The organism is Micromonospora fiedleri, assembly GCF_016774385.1.
Classification (GTDB): domain Bacteria; phylum Actinomycetota; class Actinomycetes; order Mycobacteriales; family Micromonosporaceae; genus Micromonospora; species Micromonospora gifhornensis.
In genome coordinates this window covers 359,929-381,143 of record NZ_JAETXL010000007.1, presented here as the reverse complement: position 1 = coordinate 381,143, position 21,215 = coordinate 359,929, and the positions used below count along the sequence as shown (strand labels likewise).

Annotated in this window: 18 protein-coding genes and 1 tRNA gene; 10 read left to right on the top strand and 9 right to left on the bottom strand. The window is 69.9% G+C overall.

Annotation, left to right across the window (positions count from 1 at the left end):
* Window positions 1-21 precede the first annotated feature (21 nt).
* From JMF97_RS21480 to JMF97_RS21465, 4 genes are all read right to left on the bottom strand, one after another.
* Window positions 22-2,028, bottom strand: coding sequence for an iron-containing redox enzyme family protein (locus JMF97_RS21480; RefSeq protein ID WP_203223151.1), 2,007 nt, complete (start codon window positions 2,026-2,028; stop codon window positions 22-24).
* 537 nt (window positions 2,029-2,565) lie between these two features.
* The gene (locus JMF97_RS21475) at window positions 2,566-3,540 is read right to left on the bottom strand and encodes an SGNH/GDSL hydrolase family protein (protein ID WP_238359766.1); all 975 of its coding nucleotides are present in this window, start codon (window positions 3,538-3,540) and stop codon (window positions 2,566-2,568) included.
* A gap of 428 nt (window positions 3,541-3,968) precedes the next feature.
* Window positions 3,969-4,042 (bottom strand) — tRNA-Pro (locus JMF97_RS21470).
* Window positions 4,043-4,109: 67 nt separating this feature from the next.
* Window positions 4,110-5,003 (bottom strand): metallophosphoesterase, encoded by an 894-nt coding sequence (locus JMF97_RS21465; RefSeq protein WP_203223150.1) that lies wholly within the window; start codon window positions 5,001-5,003, stop codon window positions 4,110-4,112.
* A gap of 25 nt (window positions 5,004-5,028) precedes the next feature.
* Here JMF97_RS21465 and JMF97_RS21460 point away from each other — a divergent pair, with 25 nt between their 5' ends.
* Window positions 5,029-5,484 carry a GatB/YqeY domain-containing protein gene (locus JMF97_RS21460; RefSeq protein WP_013736326.1) on the top strand — a complete coding sequence of 152 codons (456 nt, stop codon included), beginning with the start codon at window positions 5,029-5,031 and terminating at the stop codon, window positions 5,482-5,484.
* 65 nt (window positions 5,485-5,549) lie between these two features.
* Here the strand turns inward: JMF97_RS21460 and JMF97_RS21455 are convergent, their stop codons facing one another.
* Window positions 5,550-8,009, bottom strand: coding sequence for a penicillin-binding protein (locus JMF97_RS21455; protein ID WP_203223149.1), 2,460 nt, complete (start codon window positions 8,007-8,009; stop codon window positions 5,550-5,552).
* Between the two features lie 404 nt (window positions 8,010-8,413).
* Between JMF97_RS21455 and JMF97_RS21450 the strand changes: the two genes are divergently transcribed.
* Window positions 8,414-8,746 (top strand): WhiB family transcriptional regulator, encoded by a 333-nt coding sequence (locus tag JMF97_RS21450; RefSeq protein WP_013736324.1) that lies wholly within the window; start codon window positions 8,414-8,416, stop codon window positions 8,744-8,746.
* A gap of 19 nt (window positions 8,747-8,765) precedes the next feature.
* On the opposite strand, the gene bagB is transcribed toward JMF97_RS21450, so the two are convergent.
* Genes bagB through JMF97_RS21435 form a run of 3 tightly spaced genes read right to left on the bottom strand, consistent with a single transcriptional unit; the run spans window position 8,766 to window position 11,548 of the window.
* Entirely contained in the window at window positions 8,766-9,917 is a 1,152-nt protein-coding gene (gene bagB / locus JMF97_RS21445; protein ID WP_203223148.1) for an ArsA family ATPase, read from the bottom strand.
* Between the two features lie 54 nt (window positions 9,918-9,971).
* The gene (bagA, locus tag JMF97_RS21440; RefSeq protein WP_203223147.1) at window positions 9,972-10,949 is read right to left on the bottom strand and encodes an ATPase BagA; all 978 of its coding nucleotides are present in this window, start codon (window positions 10,947-10,949) and stop codon (window positions 9,972-9,974) included.
* A gap of 26 nt (window positions 10,950-10,975) precedes the next feature.
* Window positions 10,976-11,548, bottom strand: a complete 573-nt coding sequence (locus tag JMF97_RS21435) for an Rv0361 family membrane protein (protein WP_203223146.1) — start codon at window positions 11,546-11,548, stop codon at window positions 10,976-10,978.
* Between the two features lie 326 nt (window positions 11,549-11,874).
* Here JMF97_RS21435 and JMF97_RS21430 point away from each other — a divergent pair, with 326 nt between their 5' ends.
* The 7 genes from JMF97_RS21430 to JMF97_RS21400 all read left to right on the top strand — a co-directional run bounded on the left by JMF97_RS21430 (window position 11,875) and on the right by JMF97_RS21400 (window position 19,665).
* Window positions 11,875-12,330: a hypothetical protein gene (locus JMF97_RS21430; RefSeq protein ID WP_013736320.1), complete on the top strand. Its 456-nt coding sequence runs from the start codon at window positions 11,875-11,877 to the stop codon at window positions 12,328-12,330.
* Window positions 12,331-12,374: 44 nt separating this feature from the next.
* Window positions 12,375-12,530 carry a Sp36 family protein gene (sp36, locus tag JMF97_RS21425; protein ID WP_013736319.1) on the top strand — a complete coding sequence of 52 codons (156 nt, stop codon included), beginning with the start codon at window positions 12,375-12,377 and terminating at the stop codon, window positions 12,528-12,530.
* Window positions 12,527-12,985: a RidA family protein gene (locus tag JMF97_RS21420; RefSeq protein WP_013736318.1), complete on the top strand. Its 459-nt coding sequence runs from the start codon at window positions 12,527-12,529 to the stop codon at window positions 12,983-12,985. Before sp36 ends, JMF97_RS21420 begins: the two co-directional genes overlap by 4 nt.
* 129 nt (window positions 12,986-13,114) lie before the next feature.
* Entirely contained in the window at window positions 13,115-13,987 is an 873-nt protein-coding gene (locus JMF97_RS21415; RefSeq protein ID WP_203223145.1) for an MBL fold metallo-hydrolase, read from the top strand.
* Window positions 13,984-17,547, top strand: coding sequence for an adenylate/guanylate cyclase domain-containing protein (locus JMF97_RS21410; RefSeq protein ID WP_203223144.1), 3,564 nt, complete (start codon window positions 13,984-13,986; stop codon window positions 17,545-17,547). The genes JMF97_RS21415 and JMF97_RS21410 overlap by 4 nt, the downstream gene beginning before the upstream one ends.
* 140 nt (window positions 17,548-17,687) lie before the next feature.
* Window positions 17,688-18,164, top strand: a complete 477-nt coding sequence (locus tag JMF97_RS21405) for a hypothetical protein (RefSeq protein ID WP_203223143.1) — start codon at window positions 17,688-17,690, stop codon at window positions 18,162-18,164.
* Between the two features lie 31 nt (window positions 18,165-18,195).
* Window positions 18,196-19,665, top strand: a complete 1,470-nt coding sequence (locus JMF97_RS21400; RefSeq protein WP_203223142.1) for a serine/threonine-protein kinase — start codon at window positions 18,196-18,198, stop codon at window positions 19,663-19,665.
* A gap of 36 nt (window positions 19,666-19,701) precedes the next feature.
* On the opposite strand, the gene JMF97_RS21395 is transcribed toward JMF97_RS21400, so the two are convergent.
* Window positions 19,702-20,028, bottom strand: coding sequence for a hypothetical protein (locus JMF97_RS21395; RefSeq protein WP_013736313.1), 327 nt, complete (start codon window positions 20,026-20,028; stop codon window positions 19,702-19,704).
* A 317-nt stretch (window positions 20,029-20,345) separates the two neighbouring features.
* On the opposite strand from JMF97_RS21395, the gene JMF97_RS21390 reads away from it, so the two are divergent.
* Complete coding sequence (locus JMF97_RS21390; RefSeq protein WP_203220950.1) at window positions 20,346-21,170, top strand: transposase family protein; 825 nt, start codon at window positions 20,346-20,348, stop codon at window positions 21,168-21,170.
* The last annotated feature ends 45 nt before the right edge of the window (window positions 21,171-21,215 follow it).

Here is a 21,215-nt window from a genome sequence, read left to right as displayed (position 1 = left end):
TGGGTGTGGTGCGTCGGTCGATCAGATGGCGGCGAGCGATCTGCTGGCCTTGCGGGCGCGGCGAAACGCCCGGCGGGCCAGCAGGCCGGACGGTGGGTTGAGCGATCGGAACCCGGTGCGTACCCGTTCCCAGACCTCGGCGACCGCACCGGCGCCATGGGACACGGGCAGCGAGGCGAGGTAGGTGTCGACCGCGTCGGCGGCCCAGGCGGAGTGCCCGGTGGCGACGTTGTCGATGGTGTTGTGGATGTCGACGAACTTTGTGGAAAAGCCGTACTTCTTCAGCGCCTGGCGCGCCCGCCGGTAGGTGCCACCGACCCCGGACAGCTCCATGGCCAGGTTCAACCCGAGGATCTCCGGCATGAACGTACGCGGAAAACGTCCGATGCTCAGCCAGTACACCGGCAGCTCGAAGGACTCGTCCCGGAACCCGTCCCACATGGCGAATTCCCGCGACGCGGTCGGCGGCACCTTGATGTCCATCTCGGCGAGCACCTGCCGGTAGATCAGCGGATGGTTCAGCCGAGGCACCCCGTTGCCGAGCTCGTCCCAGTACGTCTCGAACAGGAAGTAGCCCTGTTCCGAAGCCGCATGTTCGTAGTCGGTGAACCCCTGCAGCCAGGCACCGTCGATAAGCGTCAACGGTGCCAGCTGCACGGTCGAGTCGATGAGTTCTTCCCGGGTCGGCATCGGGGTGGTGGCCGACTCCTCGAAGTCACGTCCCTGCCGGTCATGCTGCTCGACCAGCCAGGGGCGCAGACCTTCGCGTCCCCAGACCTCGGGTAGGCGCTGCGGATCCGACGCCATTCTGTGCCGGGACCGAGCCAGCCAGCCCCGCACGTAGTCCAGGGCGTACCGGCGGATCGCCGGGGTGTCCGTCCGCTGCTGGAGCAGGTGGTACGCCTCCCGGATGTCACCGGGTGCCCGGCCCTCGTCGACCGGGCCGGCCATGACGGTCGCCAGCAGCTTCGCTGACACGGCATCTGCCTCAGCGGCCGCCTTCGGCGTCTCGGGCTCGGGCTGCCGGGTGGGCAGCGAGTCGATCCATCGGCGGATGACCAGCAGGTCGGCCGGAGAGAAGACCCGGAACATCGGGCCACGCTCGCTGACGAGGCCGTTGACAAGCGGACTGTCCGCGGATCGGCCCGGTTTGACCAGGCGGCTCTTGGCCAGCTCGGCCAGCAGCTCGCTGGGGTCGGTCCGGGCGTCCTGGAGCCAGTCGGACAGCGATCGACCGGCGATGGCGAAAACCTGGTGGTACACCGCGCCCTCGCGGGCCCGGTGACGCAGCAGCTCGGCCATCTCGTACGCCGGGTCGCGGGCGTTGTCGAGCTCGGCGAAGAGGCTTCCGCTCCACCGCTTCAGCACCGTGAACGCCCACTGGAAACCGGTACGCACCCGAGCCAGCTCCCCGTCGTCGTACCCGTGCTCGACGATCGCCAGGCTGAGCTGGAGCCCCGAGGGCTCATCGCCGGCCCGGGCGGCGGACGGGTCGATCGCGGTCCAGTCCACGAGCTGCGGATGCACCTGACGCACCAGTCTCAACGCCGGCAGCAGTCCGACCGTACGCAGGCACAGGTCAGCGCCGACGAGTTCGGGCCGGAAGTCTTCCGGTCGCCTGCTCATCGCCAGCAGAGTCGCGGGCAGATAGAAGTGGTGGTCCGCCACCCGAGGGTCGTGCACCAGCCGGGCCACCGGCGCGGCGTGCTCGGACAGGTGCAGTTGACGGAGCAGGGACAGATAGACACTGCCTCGGGAATCCTGCGGCCGACCGACACCGACATCCGAGGCATAAAGGGTCAGGATGCGCAACACGGTCTCGTCGTCGGCGTTGCCCGGTGCGCTCTGCCACTGCAACCAGGCGCCCGACCGCAGCGCGAGTGGTGCCGCCGCGAGCGCGGCGCGGCGGACGAGGGAATCCGTGGTCAGTGGATCCGCAGAACTGCTGACCAGTCCCTCGAAGCGACCGGCCTCGGCGGCACACCACCGCACCGCCTCGTTCCGCAGCTCATCCAGCGGGGTCGGCATGGGCTCACGACCGGCGATATCACCGATCTCCGCCCTGATCCGTTCGATGAATGGATTTCCGGGAAATGAGGTCTCGGGATCAACCGCGATGACATAGAGCCGGCGAGAGTGATCCTGTTGACCAAGCTGTCGGGCGGCATTCCGACCCGACTCGTGGACCGCGTTCGTTGACACTGTCAATCCCTCGACTAGTCCGCACACACGCCCGTAACCGGACGTTTTTCACCTTGCGTCGTCGCGAGGAGTTCGGAGCGGAGGTATCGTCCGTTCACTCCAAAAAGGGTCGTCCCGAGACGCTTCGGCTCAACTGGCTTCCGACTGCGCCTGAAGCGATTCGGTCCGGCACGGAAAGCACGGCAGAACCCTGCTCTCCATTACTGGTGCGAAAGGTGAGGCGCCGCTGTTGCGGGGCAAGCTAGAACATCGGGTAGATCGAGGCGTCGTTCTTCGGCTTCTTCTTGCGGCCGAAGATCTTCCCGAAGATCCTGCGCAGCAGGTTCATGTTCCCGTCCTCACTTCTGATGGTGAACCGATGGTCTAGCGCGACAGATCCAGTTCCCTGGCCAGCAACTGCGCCACCAGGTCGAGTCCGTAATCGGTCATGTGCGCTCGATTGACATAGAGCCAGCTGTCGTCCGCAGCGCTGTTCGCGAGGAGAGGATTGATGTCCAGGAAGTTGACATCAATTTTCTCGCAACCCACCTGCAGTAGTTCGGCATATCGTCGGGCCGTCTCCCTGGTGGCGATGTCACCGAACAACTCCCAGAAGTTCGAGATCTTGTCCAGTTCGTCGAAGAGTCGCCTCTCCTGGGGTGCGGCCGTCTCGCGTACCCAGGTGGCCAGGGGTTGCAGCACGAAGGTGATCCTCGTGTCGGTGCCGGCGCAGAGCTGCTTCCAGGACTCCAGGTGCCGGATCGTCAGCGCTGCGGCGTCCGCGATCCGCACCTGGAGCGGGCGGACCGGTTCGTCGCCGCCGGTCTGCTGACCGCCTGAGCCGAAGTGGTGCGTCCGGAACTGGGACTTGAGCTTGTCCATCTGGCCGAAGTAGTCGCCGCAGTTGAAGAATGCGCCGTCATCACCGCGTTGGCCGGCGGGAAGTCGCGCCAGGGCCAGGTTGTTCAGCCCGGAGAGGATGACAATTTCCTCGACCGGCGGCAACAGGTGCCGATAGAAGAGGAAGAGCAGCAGTTCCTGAGCGGAGGAATGACTGCGCCCGGCGAAGTTCAACCAGGGTCGTGACGGCGCATGGGTGGTCCACAGTCGCGAGGCGAGCGTCGCCTGATCACAGGTCGCTCCGATGCCCATTGCCATCGAACTGCCCGCCAGTAGTCGGACCGGGCCGTTTGCCGGCTCACCACCCGCCGAGGTCTGACTGTCGATGCCGTGAGAAATGCGAAAGCCCAAGCGATCGGTGTTAATTACGGGAGATCGGTAGTTGACCCGGTGGAAATACATCACATAGGACATCCAGCGGGCCTGGCTGCGATGGTCGAAATCGTCGTATACGAGCATCTGCGGCGTCAACTCGGAGCGCGCCGAGCTAGGACAACGCACTGTTCCCCCCATTGAAAATTCCCAGCCAGGGCTCACAACCCGTACGATCGCTGTTTCGGTCAGTACGGTAACACGATGGGTGGTGGGGAGACAGTGGTGAACGTCAAAGAATCGACACCTGTCTGGTTTATCCTGAGTTGAGCGGAGGATTCCTAAACAAGCAAATATTGAGCGGATCTCAGTGCGTTTGCGGTAGCAATTTGCATTAGCAAGGAGCTGCCCTGGTTGAGACAGGCGGCAGTGTCACCCGGAATCGGGCGACTTGCGGCAGTGTGATCGGACTCTAGTGCACCGTCTCGCACTGCGGGGGGCAGGTCCTGCGTCCCGAGCCGTGGATAGAACACAAGGCCCTGATCAGCGTGTTGCTGATCAGGGCCTCGCATCTGTCGGGGTGGCCGGATTCGAACCGACGACCTCTTCGTCCCGAACGAAGCGCGCTACCAAGCTGCGCCACACCCCGAGGCGTGCCGACAAATAGTAGCCCACCCGCCCCGAGGGTCAAACTCGGTACCCCCGGGGCGGGACGGTCAGCGGGGAATCAGGGTGAGCAGGCTGGCCTCGGGGCGGCAGGCGAACCGGACCGGCGCGGTCGGGTGGGTGCCGAGACCGGCGGAGACGTGCAGCCAGGCGTCCGAGCCGGGCCAACGGTGCAGGCCCTTCGCCATCGACCGGGGCAGCCCGCAGTTGGTCACCAGCGCCCCCACGCCCGGTACGCAGACCTGGCCGCCGTGCGTGTGACCGGCGAGCAGCAACGCGAAGCCGTCGGCGGCCATCTCGTCGAGCAGCGCCGGCTCGGGGGAGTGGGTCAGTGCGATGGAGAGATCCGCCGAGGCGGAGACCGGGCCGGCCACGGCGGTGTAGTCGTCCCGCTCGACGTGCGGGTCGTCCACGCCGGCCATGTCGATCGCCCGACCGCCGGCCTTGACGGTGCCCCGCCGGTTGTTCAGATCGGCCCAGCCGGCCCCGATGAGGACGTCCCGCAGCTCCTCGGAGGGCAACTCGACCCCCTCGGTGTACTCCCGGTCCGGCAGGAAGTAGCTGAACGGGTTCTTCCAGACCGGCCCGGTGTAGTCGTTGGAGCCGAAGACGAAGGCGCCGGGGTAGTCGAGCAGCGGTTGCAGCGCCCGGAGCACCCCCGGCACCGCCTCCGGATGCGCCATGTTGTCGCCGGTCACCACGACCAGGTCGGGATCGAGGGCAGCCAGCGAGGCCACCCAGTGCTGTTTGCGTACCTGATTGGGGGTCATGTGCAGATCGGACAGGTGCAGGACGCGCAACGGCTCGGTGCCGGCGGGCAGCACCGGGACGTCGAAGCGCCGCAGCGTGAACATGTTGCGCTCGACCAGGGACGCGTACGCCAGGGCGGCGGCGCCCGTCGCGACGGTGGCGGTCGCGAGCCGGAATAGTGTGCGCTTTCGCATGGCGATCAGGGTAGTTTGGGCGTCCATGAGCACGCTGAAGGACCGTCTCACCGCCGACATGCGCGCCGCCCTCAAGGCCCGCGACGAGTTGACCACCTCCACCCTGCGGATGGCCCTGGCGGCCGTCGGCACGGCTGAGGTCGCCGGCAAGGCCAAGCGCGAGCTCAGCGACGACGAGGTGCTGGCCGTGCTGACCAAGGAGGCCAAGAAGCGTCGGGAGGCCGCGACGGCGTTCTCCGACGCGGGGCGTACCGAGCAGGCCGCCAAGGAGACCGCCGAGGGCGAGGTGCTGGAGCGTTACCTGCCGCAGCAGCTCTCCGACGCCGAATTGACCGATCTGGTCGCGGGGGCGCTCGCCGCGGGCGGCTTCACCGGCAAGGCCCAGATGGGCCCGGCGATGAAGGCGGCCCAGGCGGCCGTGGCCGGCCGGGCCGAGGGGGGCCGGGTGGCCGCCGAGGTACGCCGCCAGCTCGGTCTCTGAGCTGCCGAAGAAACGGGCGGGCACTCCATGAGGAGTGCCCGCCCGTTCGGCGTTACAGGTGCCGGTCAGCCGCCAGGTCGGTCTGTCCCTGGACGGGTGGGCGGCCCGCCGGGTCGACCATTGCCGGGTCGACCGTTGTCGTCGTCGTCATCGTCGTTGTTGCCTCCGCCGCCGGCACTGACCGTGATGGTCACGATGCCGCCCTTGATGGTGCGGCCCTCCGGGCTGGTGCCGGCGGCACTGCCGGCCGGGCAGTCCGAGGTGACCCGGGTGCTGGACACGATGGGCGTGAAGCCGGCACCGGAGAGGCGGGACTTCGCCTGGTCGATGCTGAGGCACCGGACCCCGGGGATGCTCCGCTGGTCGCCCAGCGCGATCTTCTGGCCCGGCGGGTCGAAGTTGATCGCCTTCTTGCCCGCCATGGCGGCCTTGAGCGTCTGGAAGACCGGCGGGTTGATGCCGTCGGGAGCGTTGTGCTTCATCTTCACGTTGGTCTGCGGCCAGTCCGGGTCGGCGAGGATGCCGGCCACCGCGTACTGCTTGGTCATCGCGACCAGGGAGGCGCTCTTCTCCGCGTCGGTGGTGCCGGACTTGCCGGCGATCGGCTTGCCGACGATCCAGCGGCCGTTGGCGGCCGTACGGCTGCCGCCGCACTTGCTGGTGGAGGAGTTGTCACCGACCGGGCAGCGGGCCGCGTCGACCGCCGCGCGGGCCACCTCCGTGCTGATCCGTTTCTCGCAGCGCGGGTTGGCCACGTCCAGCTTGTTGCCGTTCAGGTCGCGGATCTCCTGCACCGGGGTCGGCTCGCAGTACTTGCCGTCAGCAGCCAGCGTGGCGTACGCGTTCGCCAGCTCCAGCGGCGTGGTGTCCGTGACACCCAGGGTGAACGCGCCCCACTGGTTGGCGGCCGTCTTGTCGTTGGCCCAGTCGTTCTCCTTGGTGACCCGGAACTGGATGCCCAGCCGCTTGGCCGCGTCGACCACGTTCGCCGCGCCGATCTGCTGTTGCAGCGGCACGAAGTAGGTGTTGGTCGAGGCCGAGAAGGCGCTCCACATGTCCTTCACGCCGCCCGGCTGCTTGTTCGAGTTGGTCGGGCAGTAGAAGTGCGTGCCCGGGCAGGTGGCCGGGGCGCCCTGGCGGAGGATGTACTCGGACTTGAACTGCTGCGGCGCGTTGATGGTGTAGCTGAGGGGGATGCCCTTCTCCAGCGCGGCCACGATGGTGAAGATCTTGAACACCGAGCCGGCCTGGTAGCCGGTGATGCCGTCACCACCGGTCAGCAGCGGGTTCACCGTGTTCGGGTAGTTGCCGAGCTTGCCCTTGGCGCGCTGGACCGGGTCGCTGTGCGGGCGGTTCTTCGGGTTCTTCGGGTTGTCGAGCTTGAAGTTCCGGTTGACCGACAGGGCGCGTACCCGACCGGTGCCGGGCTCGATCACGGCGATCATCACGGCTTCCTTGGCGGTCACCGGCTTGGCGGCACGGACCGCCTTGTCGGCGCCGTCCTGGGCCTGCTTGTCCAGCGTGGTGATGATGGTGTAGCCGCCGCTCTTGAGCCGCCGCTCCCGGTCGTACGAGGTGGCGCCGAACGTCTCCTGCGACATCCACCAGCGGTAGAAGTAGTCGCAGAAGAAGCCCCAGGCGTTCTTGTTGGTGGCGACGCAGCCGTTCGGCGCCCGCTTGCCCTTGACCACCAGCTTGACGGCCTTGGCCGCCTCGGCCTGCTCCTTGGTGATCGCCCCGGTGGTGACCATGTGGTCGATCACGTAGTCGCGCCGGGCGACCGCCTGCGGGTAGCCGCTCTTGGTGGTCGGGTCGAACGAGGTGGGGGCCTTGACCAGGCCGGCCAGCATGGCGGCCTCGTCGATCGTCAGGTCCTTGGGCTTCTTGTTGAAGTAGACCTGGCTGGCGGCGAAGACGCCGTACGCGCCGTTGCCGAAGGCGGCGAGGTTCAGGTAGCGCTCCAGGATCTCGTCCTTCGACATCTCCTTGTCGAGCTGGATCGCGTAGCGCATCTCGCGCAGCTTCCGCGCGCTGGTGTCCTCGGTCGCGGCGAGCACGTCGGCGGGGTGCGTCGCCGTGTAGGCGATGCTCATCCGGACGAACTGCATCGTCAGCGTCGAGGCGCCCTGCCGGTCATTGGTGGCGGAGCTGTTGTTGACGAAGGCGCGGGCCACGCCATTGAGATCGACTCCGTTGTGCTTGTAGAAGTCGTGGTCCTCGGCGGCGATGATCGCTGCGCGCATGTACGGCGAGATGTCCTCGAACTTGACGTCGCGTCGATTCTCGTCGTACATCGTGGCCAGCGGCGTCTTGCCGTCAGCAGCGAGCAGATAACTGATTTGGGGGGCGCGGGCCATGGTCAGTTCCCCCGGCAGCGCACCGAAGGTGTCTGCACCCGCCTTCGCGGCCAAACCCGACATCGCCACCGCGGGAAAGGCCGCGGCGGCGACGACCACGCCGGCCAGCAGCCCACAGATGAGCAGCGATGCGGCATTGGTCAGGACGTTATGGTCACGTTTCCGCATCCAGGTCACCTCGACAGGGTACGCGAACAGGTAACGAGCGGCGCTGGGGCGTCTTTTCCCCATTTCCTGCGTGCGCCGGTCTCGTTGTGCTAGACGCGTGGCACCGGGTGTCCGGTTGCGTGATTCCGTGCTGAGTTTCCTCCACGCGGGGGCGGCTCGCAGCGTTTTCGCGGACTCCGGTGGGGTAAGCGGCGGACCCTGGCCCGAGAAGCCGGGGTTGTCCGGAATGATGGATTTGGCCGACAACGTTGCGTAATCGGGCAACTACAGAGCATGATGGGGGCGGCGAGAGCGCCACATGAGTCGTCCGTGCCGCCTTGGGGTGAGGCGTGCCGGTCGATCGGGGGGAATTGCCGGCTGGCCCGCGACGGCGTCGGTAGTACTGCAAGGGGGGACGAGTACAGATGGGCATGATCACTGACTGGCCGTCGCTGGCGGCGTGTCAGAACGGGGACCCGGACGCGTTGTTCGTACAGGGCGCCGAACAGAACGTGGCGAAGCGGATCTGCCGTAGCTGCCCAGTCCGGTACGAGTGCCTGGCCGACGCGCTGGACAATCGGATCGAGTTCGGCGTGTGGGGCGGCATGACCGAACGCGAACGCCGGGCGCTGCTGCGCCGCCATCCGCAGGTCGCCAGTTGGCGCAAGATGTTCGAGGCGGCGATGAAGAAGAACGCCAAGGACAAGAGTGGCAAGGACAAGATCCTCGTCACCACCGGCGCGGTCGGCAACGACTGATCGCCGCACCGACCGCCGTTCAGGAGCGGCTGATCGCCGCTGCGATCGTGCGTAGCCCGTCGACGTCGTGCACGTCGGCGGGCTGCGCTGTCACCGACACGGTCGGCACCTGCGGGAACTCCTCGGTGAACCGTGCGGCAACCTGCTGTTCGCGGACCGCCTGCTCGGCCAGGGTGGCGTGCGCGAGCAGCACCTCGACCGTGCCCTCGTGGCCACCGACCGACCTCAGCCGGTCAGCGGCGGCCCGGCTGGCCTGAGCGTCCAACTCGGGCACCGCCGGACGGTGCACCCGGTTGAGCACCAGACCGACGAGCGGCATCTTCTCCTCGCGTAGCCGCCCGGCGAAGTAGGCGGCCTCCCGGACCGCGTCCGGCTCGGGGGCCGCGACCAGCAGAAACGCGGTCTCGCGGGCCTGCAGGATGCGGTACGTCTGCTCCGCGCGCTGCCGGAAACCGCCGAACATCGAGTCGAACGCGGCGACGAAGCCGGACAGATCGGTCAACAGCTGCGTGCCGAGCACCTTCTGCACGACCCGGGAGAACATCCCGAAGGACGCGGTGACCAGGCTGAACATGCTCCGACCGCCGGTACGCGCCGGGGCGAGCAGCAGCCGCAGCATCCGGCCGTCCAGAAACCGGGACAGCCGGGCCGGTGCGTCGAGGAAGTCCAACGCCGAGCGGGACGGCGGGGTGTCCACCACGATCAGATCCCACTCGCCCCGGGCGTGCAGCTGACCCAGCTTCTCCATGGCCATGTATTCCTGGGTGCCGGAGAAGGTGGAACTCATCGCCTGGTAGAAGGGGTTCGCGAAGATCTCCGCCGCCTTCGCCGGGTCGGTGTGCGCGAGCACCACGTCGTCGAAGGTGCGCTTCATATCCAGCATCATGGCGTGCAACTCGCCGCTGCTGGCCTCGACGTCGATCCCCTTGACCTGCCGGGGCGTGTTGTCCAGCTCGGTCAGGCCGAGCGACTGGGCCAGCCGCCGGGCCGGGTCGATGGTGAGCACCACCGTACGCCGGCCGTGCTGTTCGGCCGCACGGAGCGCGAGCGCTGCGGCCGTGGTCGTCTTGCCCACTCCGCCGGCCCCGCAGCAGACCACGATCCGTACGCCGGGGTCGGCCAGGATCTGGTCGACGTCCAGCGGTGGCGCGGCGTTGTCGGAAGGCACCAATTGAGCGTATCGGGCCAACCCCGCTGACGTGTCAGCCCGACGTCAAGGTGTGAGTCAATCGCCCCTCAACAGGGCTGCGGCGAGGATGTCGAGGCCGGCTCGGTCCATCCCACCGGGCAGCAGGGGCAACTCCACCAGCGGTATGCCCAGCTCCACCAGGTCGGCGCGGAGCGAATCCTCCAGCTCCCGGCGGATCACCTGGTCACGTGCCTCGTCGTGCAGGCCGGCGACGAGCCGCCGCTCGACCGGCAGGCCGGCGGCGCGCAGCCCCTGCTCCAACTCCGCCTCGGTGACCAGCTGTCCCGTCGGCAGCGGCGGCCGGGCCGCGTTGATGATCACTTTGCCCACGCCGAAGCCGAGCGAGGTCAGCTCGCCGATCGCGTCGATCGTCTCCTGCACCGGCATCTCTTCGAGCAGGGTCACCACGTGCACGGCGGTCATCGGCGAGCGCAGCAACGCCGCGACCCCCTCGCTCTGGGTCTTGATCGGGCCGACCTTGGCCAGCCGGGCGGTCTCGGCGGTCACGTTCAGGAATCGGCCGATCCGACCGGTGGGCGGGGCGTCCAGCACCACGGCGTCGTACACCCGTCGCCCGTCGGCGGTGCGGGTGGTGGCCTCCTTGACCTTGCCGGTGAGCAGCACGTCGCGCAGCCCGGGGGCGATGGTGGTGGCGAAGTCGATCGCACCCAGCTTGCGCAGCGCCCGGCCGGCCGCGCCGAGCTTGTAGAACATGTCCAGGTATTCCAGCAGCGCCTCTTCGGCGTCCACCGCCAGCGCGTACACCTCGCCGCCGTCGCGCGCGTCGACCAGGTGCCGCTCGGCGTACGGCAACGGCTGCGTGCCGAAGAGTTGCGCGATGCCCTGCCGCCCCTCCACCTCGACCAGCAGCGTGCGACGCCCACCGGCGGCCAGGCCCAGGGCCAGCGCGGCAGCCACGCTGGTCTTGCCCGTGCCGCCCTTGCCGGTCACCACGTGCAGGCGGGCGGGCCAATCGGTGCCGGCCCGATCGGCCGGTCGCTGCGTTGCTCCCACCTGTCGAGCCTATCCATCCGGCGGGCTCAGGCGACCTCGCAGACCCACCAGCCCGTCTTGCGGATCACGGTGAAGCGCAGATCCTGGTCGGCGATCTTCTCGTCGGCCGTGGTCACCGTCACCGTGGTGGTGACCGTGGCACGGTCACCGGTCTCGTTGTCCACCTTCGGGGTGTCCCAGCGGAACCGGGGGCTCTGGTGAGCCGACAGGTATTCCTCGACCTCGGCGACCTTGGCGCGGATCTTCTGCTGGTCCCGGGCGGAGCTGCACACCAGGCGGGACGCCTTCGCCGCATCCCGTTCCTGGTAGATCGCGGTGAGGAACTCGTCCACCGCCACGGAGGGCTCGGGTGCGCCCTCGCCGGACTCGGCGTTACGCACCGTCAGGAACGCGGCCACGCCGCCGCCGGCGCAGAGCACCAACACCACCGCGAGCGCGAGCGCGGCCAGCAGGGCACCGCGCTTGCGGGGCGGTCGGCCGGCCGGTGCCGCGTACGGCGGGTAACCGGTCGGCGGATAACCGGGCGGAGGTGGCGAGGTGGGCGGGGGCGGCGGCAGTTCCGTGGGGCCGGTCGGGCCGCTGGTGGGTGGCTGGGTCATCGCGTCCCCCCGGTATGGGCGCATCGCCGCGGGGCGCCGGCGAGCGGTGGGATCGGGCGGCCGGGCAGGGTGCCCGTCCAGACGGGAAGGGTAGCGGTCCGGGTGGGGACTGCGTGGGGCGTGGTGTCCGTGGGGCGCGGACACGATCAGCGTACTGCTGGAAAGGTGTCACAAATGCGACCGAACGCCCCTGGCGCGCGCGTCTTGGTTGATGGGACCTGTGGGCCGTCCTACGGTCGCTCCGGCACGTCCGGGCCGGGGTCGGAGGCAGCGGCTCCGGATCGTCGGGGGGTGCCGTGACCAGGTACGACGCCCGGAGGAAGCGCATGCGCGACACGGAAAACACTCCCCGAGCCCAGTTCCCGTCCGGGGCACGCGGGGGCGGCCGGCCGGTCGGGGTCGGTGCCCTGGGCCGGCTGCCGGTCAACGAGCGGTCCTATCGGCGTCCGGTCGACCCGCCGGGCCTGGAGCCGGCCGGCGGGCGGGACGAGGAGAGCCCCGGGTACGTCATCCATCTGCCGATCAAGGTGACCGACTTGGCCGCCGCGACCACCCTGGCCGGCCGGGTGGCCACCTCCCTGAACTTCCTGCCCGAGCTGGACGCGGGGGAGACCGAGGTGTCGACCGCCGACGACCAGAACAACCGCCACCGCGTCTTCTGTGACCTGCTGCTGGCCGACCGCACGCGTTGCCCCCAGCCGTACGACCATCGGGGCCCCTGCGGGGACCTGCCGACCACACCCGAACCGCGTCCCGCCTCCGAGCCGAGCGGTGGACCGTAGGCTGTGGCCCGAAGTGTCCATGCCACCGAGGGAGTTCTCCGACGATGCAGAAGTGGGAATACGCCACCGTCCCGCTGCTGGTCCACGCGACCAAGCAGATCCTCGACAACTGGGGTGAGGACGGATGGGAACTCGTCTCCGTCGTACCCGGACCGAATCCCGAGCAGCTCGTCGCGTACCTGAAGCGGCCGAAGGCATGAGCGGGCCGCACGCCAAGCTGGCCGAGCTCGGGCTGGCGGTGCCGGAGGTGGTGCCGCCGGTGGCCAGCTATCTGCCGGCGGTGCAGTCCGGCCAGCACGTCTACGTCTCCGGCCAGCTGCCGATCTCGGCCGGCAAGTTGCTGGCCACCGGCAAGGTCGGTGCCGGCGTCTCCGCCGATCAGGCCAAGCAGCTCGCCCAGCAGTGTGCGCTCAACGCGCTCGGCGCGATCGACGCGCTGGTCGGCCTGGAGAACGTCGTCAAGGTGGTCAAGCTGACCGGCTTCGTCGCGAGCGCGTCCGGCTTCACCGGCCAGCCCGCCGTCATCAACGGCGCGTCCGACCTCTTCGGCGCCGTCTTCGGCGAAGCCGGCCGCCACGCCCGCAGCGCCGTCGGCGTCGCCGAACTCCCCCTCGACGCCCCCGTCGAGGTCGAAGTAATCGTCGAGGTCGCCTAACCCCGCCCCCTCTCCCTCTCCCGCGATCTTGCACTTTCGGTCGGGACGAAACGCCCTAATCAGGGGCGAATCGGGGACTGAAAGTGCAAGATCGCGGGGGCGGGTTGGCGGGGTCGTACGATCGCAGCCATGGGAGGGCATGTGACGGGGGCGGTGACCGCCCTCGCCAGCGAACTGCCGGAGTGGGTGACGTTGCTACGCGCGCCCAATCCGGGCGTGATGACGCTGGATGGCACCAACACCTGGCTGCTGCGGGCTCCCGGTGCGGCGTACGGCGTCCTGGTCGATCCGGGGCCGGCTGACGAGGGGCACCTGGCAGCGATCGCCGCGCTCGGGCCGATCGGGCTGGTCCTGATCACCCACGGGCATCCCGACCACACCGAGGGCTCCCCGCGGCTGCACGAACTGCTCGACGGGGTGCCGGTCCGGGCCGTCGACCCCGCGTACAGCATCGCCGCCCCGCCCCTGACCGGCGACGAACCGGCCGGCGGCGGGCTGACCGGCGACGAACCGGCCGGCGTCGAACTGGGCGGCGACGGGTGCGGGCTGTCCATCCGGCTGGTGCCGACCCCGGGACACACCGCCGACTCGATCTGCCTGCTGGTCGAGCGGGAAGGCCGGCAGGTGGTGCTGACCGGCGACACTATCCTGGGCCGAGGCACCACCGTCGTCGCCCACCCGGACGGCCACCTCGGCGACTACCTGGCCAGCCTGGAACTGCTCTCGACGTACCGGGGGATCCCGGCGTTGCCGGGACACGGCCCGGCGCTTGCCGACTGCGGTGCCGCCGCCGAGTTCTACCTCGCCCACCGGCGGGCCCGGCTCGACCAGGTCCGGGCAGCCCTCGACGAGGGTGCGCAGACCGCGGCGGAGGTGGTCGCGAAGGTCTACGCCGACGTGGACCGGTCGTTGTGGTGGGCGGCGGAGTGGTCGGTCCGTGCCCAACTGGAGTATCTGGGCCGGGACACCGGCGCTGACGGCGTGGGGTTGGACACGCCGTGACCTGCCCGGTCTGTGGAACCGTCGCCGTACCCGGTGGCCGGTTCTGCCACAACTGTGGTGCCGCGCTGCCGGCCGCCGCGACCCTGCCGGCCGCCGAGCGCCGGGTGGTGACCGTGCTCTTCGGCGACCTGTCCGACTTCACCAGTTGGTCGGAGGATCTCGACCCGGAGCGGGTCGGCGCGGTCACCGACCGGGTGCTGGCCTCCCTCGCCGGGGCGGTGAAGACCTTCGGTGGGCACGTCGACAAGCTGACCGGCGACGGGATCATGGCGGTCTTCGGTGCGCCCGTGGCCCACGAGGACGACGCCGAGCGGGCCGTGCGCGCCGCGTTGTCCATGCAGCGGGCGGTGCGCCGGGTGCTCGACGACGAGCGCGGTGGTGGCGCACCGCTGGGCCTGCGGGTCGGCCTGAACACCGGCGACGTGATCGCCGGCATCCAGGCCGCCATCGAGTACACCGTCATCGGCGACACCGTGAACACCGCCGCCCGGCTGGCCGACGCCGCCGCCGTCGGCGCGGTCTACGCCGGGGCGCGCACCGCCGCGGCCACCCGGCACGTGGCCAGCTGGCGGGCGCTGCGGCCGTTGCGGCTCAAGGGCAAGCGCGAGCCGGTCGAGGCGTACGAGTTGCTCGGCCTGCTGGACGCCCCGGGAACCCGGTCCGGTCTCGGTGACGAGGCGCCCTACGTGGGTCGGGAGACCGAGATCGGTCGGGTCGCCGGGCGACTGGCCGAGGTGATCGACCGGGGTGAGCCCCGCGTGCTGCTGATGACCGCCGAGGCGGGCATCGGCAAGTCCCGGTTCGCCGCCGAGGTGGAACGTCTCGCCGCCGGCTACGACGTGGGTGCCGGACGGTACGCGGCCCACACCGGCGCCCGGGTGCTGTCGGTACGGTGTGCCGCGTTCGGCGAGCGCCGCCGGCTCGCCCCCCTCGCCGACCTGGTACGCGCCGCCGCCGGCCTGCCCAACGACACGGCCACCGCGGTCACCCGGGCGGCGGTGGAGGAGCGCCTGCGACGGCTCGGACAGCGACTCAGCCGGTTCCGTCCCGATCCTGCCCCGGTCGCCGTCGACCAGCTGCTGGCCCTGCTCGGGTACGCCGAACTGCCCACCGGCACCGACCAGGTCGACTGGAGCAACTCTCCGCCGCCCGACGCCGAGGCGGTGCCCAACGCGGTGGCGGACCTGCTCAGCGCGCTCGCCGCCGAGGCGCCGCTGATGGTGGTGGTGGACGACCTGCACGACGCCACCAGCGAGACGATCCGGGCGCTGGAGGTCACCCTCTCCCGGCTCAACGGTTCGATCCTGGTGCTGCTGCTCGGCCGGCCCGAACTGGTGCGTACCGCCGGGACCCTGACCCGGGTCGCGGACGCCGAGGTGCACGCGCTGCCGCCGCTGCGTGGCGCCGACGCGGCCCGCCTGCTCACCAGCTATCTCAACGGCGGGCGGCTGCCCCAGGCCGACGCCGACCGACTGCTCGCCACCGCCCAGGGAAACCCCTTCTACCTGGCGGAACTGGTCACCCTGCTGATGGAACGCGGCGCGTTGACCGCCGGGGCGGGCAACAGTTGGCGGTTGGTGCCCGGCTCGCTCGGTAGCCGGCTGCTCTCCCGCGACCTGGCGGCCGTGCTCGCGGCTCGGATCGACGCCCTGCCGCCGGAGGCCCGCGCGGTGCTGCGGGACGCGGCGGTGGTCGGTGACACGGTGCCCGACGGGGCGCTGGAGGCGCTGTGGGAACAACGCGCCGGTCGGGCCGGCCGGCCGGCAGCGGTGGTCGCGGTCGAGCAGGAGCGGGCGGTGGAGGAGTTGCTGCAACGCCGCATGCTGCACCGCACCCGGACCGGCTACGCGTTCGCCACACCGCTGATGCGGGAGGCGGCGTACTCCGGGATAAGCAAGGCTGAGCTGGCCGAACGGCACGCCGCGTTGGCCCGTTGGGCGGCGCCGCCGGAGAGCGGATCGGGCGGTCCGGGTGGCTTCGCCGATGCCGCCCGGGACGACTTCGTGGCCGGTCACGTCGAACGGGCGACCGCGTTGGCCGACGCGGTCACCCTGCGTCCGGACGCGCCGGCCCGGGCGGTCGCGCCGCTGGGCGTCGCCGCGCTCGGCCGCGCCGCGCGTCGGTCGTTGCAGGAGGGTGAGCCGGCGCTGGCCGTCGAGTACGCCGAGCGTGCCGCCGCACTGGCCCGGGGCGAGGTGCCGGGTGCCGACCGGGTGGTCCACGCCCGGGCGCTGCTGCAGGTCGGGCAGGCCGCCGACGCGCTGGCCTACGCCGAGAAGATCGCGGCGAACGCCGGGGACCAGGCGGCGACCCGGGTCAGCGCGCTGCTGCTCGCCGGGCAGGCCCAGCAGTTGATGGGTGACCTGCGGCGGGCGGAGACGTACTGGCGGGAGGCGTTGCAGGTGGCCACCGACGCCGACCTGCCCGCCCTGCGGGCGTCGGCGATGCGGCGACTGGGCATGGCGGACTTCCTTGCCGGCCGGTTGGGTCAGGCGAGCAGTCGGCTGGCCGCCGCGTACCAGGTCAGCCTGGCGGCACAGGACCGCCGGGGGCAGGCCTGGTCGTTGCAGAATCTGGCCTGGGTGACCACCACCCGAGGGGACTTCGCCGGTACGGACGCCGTCCTCGGCCGGGCGGCTCGACTCTTCGCCGAACTCAAGGACCCGTACGGCCGGGCCTGGCTGCGCGGCACCACCGCCTTCGCGCGGCTGCTCGCCGGCCGGCTCCGGGAGGCGCACCGGCTGGCCCGGATCTTCCTGCCGTTCGGTGAGCGGGTCGGCGAGTCGTGGGCGGTGGGCACCCTGCGGGCCGTCGACGCGTACGCCAAGGCCGAACTCGGTGACCTTGCCGACGCCGATCGGGAGGCTCGGCGGGCGTACCGGGAGTTCGCCGCCGCCTCCGACGAGTGGGGGCAGGGCTTCGCCCTGGTCGTACGCGGGGTGGTCGCCCGCGGGCTGGGCGAGCCGGAGCACGCCGCCGACCTGCTCACCGACGCGATGGCCTACGCCCACCGTACGGGCCACCCGTTGCTCACCGGGATGGCCGGCACCCTGCGCGGCTTCGTGGCGCTGGACATGGGCGACGTCAGCGCTGCCGAAAGCGACGCCCGGGCCGTGCTCACCAGCGTCGAACCGCACAACCCGCAGGCGCCCGCACAGGTGGCGCCCCGGGTGCTGCTGGCGACCGCCCGGCTGGCGGCCGGCGACTCCGGTACCGCGGTCGGGCTGCTCGCGCCGGTCGCCACCGCTGCGGCCGGTACGCCCTCGTTGCTGTTCGCCCGCCGGCAGTCGATGGCGCGGTACGCCTCGGCGCTGCTCGCGCACGAACAGCGGGAGCAGGCGTTGGACTGGGCCCGGCGGGCGGTGCAGGTGCCCGCGGAGGACGTCCGCAGTCAGGTGATCGCGGTGAGCGTGCTCGCCGAGGCGTTGGCTGCGTGTGGTCGCCCGGCCGAGGCGACGGCCCGTGCCGAGGAGGCGGTCCGTCTGGCGTACGCCACCGAGCAGCGCAGCGAGCGCGCCGCCGCCGAGTCCCTGCTGGCCCGGCTACGCGCCGCCGGCTGACCCGTCCCTGCTGCGGCGGGTTGGTACGGCAGCTGCAGGTGTGTCGGTTTCGGTGATGTGATTCGTAACGCCGACGGTTACCGTGCAGTTGCCCGCGTTTGTCGACGTGGTCGCTGGGCCGTCAAGGGGGAGGGCTGAAGATGAGGCTGCCGCGCTCGGTTGCCGGCTGGACGATCGCCGTGTTCGGCGTGTTGGCACTGCTGATGGGCGCGGTCGGGCTGATCTGGCCGGAGACGCTGCTGGGGATGCTCGGCTTCGAGATTCCGGAGACCCGTACGGCCGGCGACTACACGGGTGTCTTCGTGACCGCCTCGTCGATGGCCTCGTTCAACATGGGCGTCTACTACCTGCTCGCCACCGCCACCGAGTGGCGGGCGTTCTACCGCTTCACGGTGGTCTTCCGGCTTGTCACGTTCACGGTGTTCACGCTCGCGGTGCTGGCCGACGTGGCGCCCGGCGCGTTCTTCGGGGTGGCGGCCTGGGAGGGCCTGGGCGCGTTGGCCACCGCCGCGGGCCTCTGGTGGGATGCCCGGCGGGCCGGCGAACCTGCGGATTCGGGTGGGCGCGGCGGGGCGGGAACGTCGAACGTGGAGCCGTCTGCCGATGCGGTTCATTGAGCGGACGGTGCGGTTGGGTATTTTCGATACCGTGACCGACACGCCGCCCGGCTCCTTGCCGATGCCCATTGTGCCTGGTCTGACTGATTTGCAGGTATTTGCCCGGGGTGGTTACGCGACGGTCTACCGGGCCACTCAGATCTCGGTAGGTCGTGAGGTCGCGGTCAAGGTGGAGAATCGCACCCTGGCCAGCGAGCGGGACCAGGCGCGTTTCCTGCGCGAAGCGCGGGCGGCCGGCCGGATGTCGTCACACCCGCACGTGGTGGACCTGTTCGACGTCGGCGTCACCATCGACCAGCACCCCTACCTGATCATGGAACTCTGCGACGGGTCGTACGCCGAGCGGATGCGTACCTCGCCGCTGGATGCCGTCGAGGCCCGCGACCTCGGTGTCAAGATCGCCGATGCGATCGCCCATTCGCACGGCGCGGGCGTGCTGCACCGCGACGTGAAACCCGCGAACATCCTCTACTCGCACTTCAACAGCGCGGTGCTGGCCGACTTCGGGCTGGCGGTGGTCGCCGAGATGCGGGACGCCTCGGTCGCCCTGGAGGTGCTCACCCCGGCGTACGCGCCACCGGAGATGTTCAATCACAGTCCGCCGTCGCCGGCCGTCGACGTGTACGCGCTCTGCGCCACGCTCTATGCGGTCATGCACGGTCGGCCGCCCCGCTGGCAGGCCGAGCGGAACCCGAGCCTGGTGACCGTGCTGGAGATGTTCCATCAGCCGATCCCCAGCCTGCCCGGGGTGCCGGAGGACCTGATGGACGTGCTCCGCGTGGGCATGGCCAACGATCCGGGGGAGCGGCCGTCCGCCGCGGAGTTGCGCGACCTGCTGGCCGGTCTCTCTCTGGGTGCTCCCGGCGGATACGCCCAGGACAGCTCGATCGGATTCGGTGGCGGTCGGTACGCCGCCGCCGGTCCGCCCCACCCGCCGCCCACTGCCGCGGTCTCCGGCGACTCCGCCCGGCAGCGTCGGCGACGCTGGTTCTTCGGCATGGCCGGAGTTGCCGCGTTGGCCGCGTCGGCCGGGGTCGGCGCCTGGGCAGCCGGTGGTCTGCCGTCGACGCAGCCGACCCTGCCCGCTCGTCCTTCGGCGACCGGCGTACTTCGGCCGGGTTGTGCCGCCGTGCCGCAGGCGCTGCCCAGCGGGGCCCGCTGTGCGGAGGAGTTGGAGTGCTTCGGGCCGGTGCAGGTGCGGGGTCAACGGGCCGAGGCGAGCCGGGTGCCGTGCGACAGCCGACACACCTGGGAGAGCTACGCTCAGGGTGAGTTGCCTGCCGCGCTGGCCGACGCCGACCACGACGAGATCGTGGCCGATCCGGCTGTCCAGCGGGTCTGCAACGAGGAGACGTTCCGGCTGATCAGCGGGGGGCGTACGACGACCGGCTGGAACCTGGAGGTGCTACCTCCGGCCGACGCGCAGGTCGACCCCACGTATCGCTGCCTGGCCGGACGTGGGCTGGACGGACTGGCCTCGCCCACGCTCACCGGCAACTGACCGGGCGGCGCGACCGGTGTGCGGGCGGATGCCCGGTCACTGGTCGCCGTCGGTTCGGTAGCGGGCCCGCATCGCGCGGACCGCGTCGCGGTCGCCCAACGTCTCCAGCGTGTCGGCGTCCACGCCCGGCGGCGCGGCGTTGGCAGGCCCGAGTGGAGGCGCGGGATCGGACGCAACGGCGGCATCCTGTTGACGGGCGGCAGCGACGGCCACTCCGGCGACGGTGGCGAGCAGGACGCAGAGCAGGGCCATCGCCACGCCGAGTAGATCCTGTCGGCGTCCGGCGACCAGCGACGCCAGTAACCAGCAGGCCGCGATGGCGGCGACCACCGCGACGGTTCGGGCGTCGGAGAAGCGTTTCACTCGTCCAGAATGTCGGGGATCGCCGGTCTGTCAACTACGGACTTCCCATGATTGGGAAAACTCTCGGCATCGTGCCGCTGAATACGGCCCATCTGATGAACAGGTTGTTACATTCGCCCGAGTGAATGCCACGATAAGACGCTTTTGTCCGGTAAAGCAATGAGGTGATCTCAGCAGCGCAAAAGTGTTGATTAGTACGACACGGGCGAAGGTGTCGAGTCGGGCGGTGATGGAAACAGGCGTGGAGCCATCGATAGACACGTCCTTGCGACAGAAACACGTCTTCGAGAGGGCTCCACGTGATTGCCTATCGTGCCATGGTCGACGTCCCGAGGGAACTCGTGCAGCATCTCGGCCGGCTGCTTGCCGCCGAGCGTCGAGCCAAGGGGACCCGGCGCGGCACTCGCGCGTTGACCTGCTTCTACCAGGCGTTGTTGGTGCTGATCTGGTTCCGCAAGGGCGAGGACCTGGCCCTGCTCGGCGCGGGGTTCGGGATCTCCCGGGCGACCGCGTACCGCTACCGCGACGAGGGCATCGCGGTACTCGCCGCGCAAGCAAGCGACTTACACACCGCGCTGCGCCGTGCCGCCGACGACGGCTGGTCGCACGTGATCCTCGACGGCAAGCTGTTCGACTGCGACCGCCTCACCGAGACCACCCTGTCGGTCAAGGGCGAGACCATCGACGCCTGGTACTCCGGAAAGCACCGCGACTTCGGCGCGAACATCCAAGCGATCATGCGCCCAGACGGGCTGCCGATCTGGACCTCGCAGGCTATGCCCGCGCATCTGCACGACACCAGCTGCGCCCGCGAACTCGGTGTCACCGCCGCATTGAACTGGTCCGCCGCCGAACTCGACCTGCCCACCCTGGCCGACTCCGGCTACGAAAGCGCAGGCCACGGCATCAAGACACCGATCAAACAGCCCGCCGACGGCAGCCGACTCGCACCCGACAACCGCGCCTACAACCGGCTGCTACGCGGCCTGCGCTGGCAAGGCGAACGCGGCTTCGCCATCCTGACCGGACGCTGGAAAACGCTCCGCCACACCACCGCCAGCCCACGCCGGATCGGCGAGATCGTCGCCGCCGCGCTACACCTGACTCACTTCGAATACCGCTACCTACCCGAATCTTGCTGAGATCACCTCAATGAGTTCTGAGTATCTAAAGTGGTCGTGGGTCGA

Coding starts and splice junctions, on each gene's coding strand:
- JMF97_RS21480 (WP_203223151.1), bottom strand. CDS start 2,028: ATGCCGACCCCGCTGGATGAGCTGCGGAACGAGGCGGTGCGGTGGTGT.
- JMF97_RS21475 (WP_238359766.1), bottom strand. CDS start 3,540: ATGCTCGTATACGACGATTTCGACCATCGCAGCCAGGCCCGCTGGATG.
- JMF97_RS21465 (WP_203223150.1), bottom strand. CDS start 5,003: ATGCGAAAGCGCACACTATTCCGGCTCGCGACCGCCACCGTCGCGACG.
- JMF97_RS21460 (WP_013736326.1), top strand. CDS start 5,029: ATGAGCACGCTGAAGGACCGTCTCACCGCCGACATGCGCGCCGCCCTC.
- JMF97_RS21455 (WP_203223149.1), bottom strand. CDS start 8,009: ATGCGGAAACGTGACCATAACGTCCTGACCAATGCCGCATCGCTGCTC.
- JMF97_RS21450 (WP_013736324.1), top strand. CDS start 8,414: ATGGGCATGATCACTGACTGGCCGTCGCTGGCGGCGTGTCAGAACGGG.
- JMF97_RS21435 (WP_203223146.1), bottom strand. CDS start 11,548: ATGACCCAGCCACCCACCAGCGGCCCGACCGGCCCCACGGAACTGCCG.
- JMF97_RS21430 (WP_013736320.1), top strand. CDS start 11,875: ATGCGCGACACGGAAAACACTCCCCGAGCCCAGTTCCCGTCCGGGGCA.
- sp36 (WP_013736319.1), top strand. CDS start 12,375: ATGCAGAAGTGGGAATACGCCACCGTCCCGCTGCTGGTCCACGCGACC.
- JMF97_RS21420 (WP_013736318.1), top strand. CDS start 12,527: ATGAGCGGGCCGCACGCCAAGCTGGCCGAGCTCGGGCTGGCGGTGCCG.
- JMF97_RS21415 (WP_203223145.1), top strand. CDS start 13,115: ATGGGAGGGCATGTGACGGGGGCGGTGACCGCCCTCGCCAGCGAACTG.
- JMF97_RS21405 (WP_203223143.1), top strand. CDS start 17,688: ATGAGGCTGCCGCGCTCGGTTGCCGGCTGGACGATCGCCGTGTTCGGC.
- JMF97_RS21390 (WP_203220950.1), top strand. CDS start 20,346: ATGGTCGACGTCCCGAGGGAACTCGTGCAGCATCTCGGCCGGCTGCTT.